The organism is Streptomyces sp. SID13726 (genome assembly GCF_010548375.1).
Classification (GTDB): Bacteria; Actinomycetota; Actinomycetes; order Streptomycetales; family Streptomycetaceae; genus Streptomyces.
This window is the reverse complement of record NZ_JAAGLY010000760.1, coordinates 1-398: the sequence shown is the minus strand read 5'-3', so window position 1 is coordinate 398 and position 398 is coordinate 1. Positions and strand designations below refer to the sequence as shown.

Here is a 398-nt window from a genome sequence, read left to right as displayed (position 1 = left end):
TCCATCGACAGCCGGACCAGGTGTCTGCCGGGGAAGGCGAGGCCGTCGCCGTGGGGTACGGCGTGCCGCCACAGATCGCGCCGGTGCCCCTGGAGCGCGGCCGCGTCGTCGGCGCCGTGGCCGGCGGCGGTCAGGAAGTACAGCAGTCCGGCGCGGCCGTCGAGCAGACCGGGGAAGACGGTGAACTGGCCGCGTGCCGCCAGCCGGATCGAGGCGAGGGCCTCGCCGAGTCCCGTACCGGTGCGGTGCTTCAGGAAGGCCGCCAGGGCGAGTCCGATGCCCGTGGACCCGGTGCCGAGGTAGAGCACGGACCGCCAGCCGTCGTCGACCTGCAGGGAGCCGTCGACATCCGCGCACTGCGCGAGGTCGTGGCGCAGCGCTCTCTCGGCGAGGTCGAG

General features: G+C 74.1%; 1 pseudogene. It reads right to left on the bottom strand.

The features are described from left to right. A pseudogene (locus tag G3I78_RS50160) lies at window positions 1-398 on the bottom strand (serine/threonine protein kinase); the annotation flags it as partial.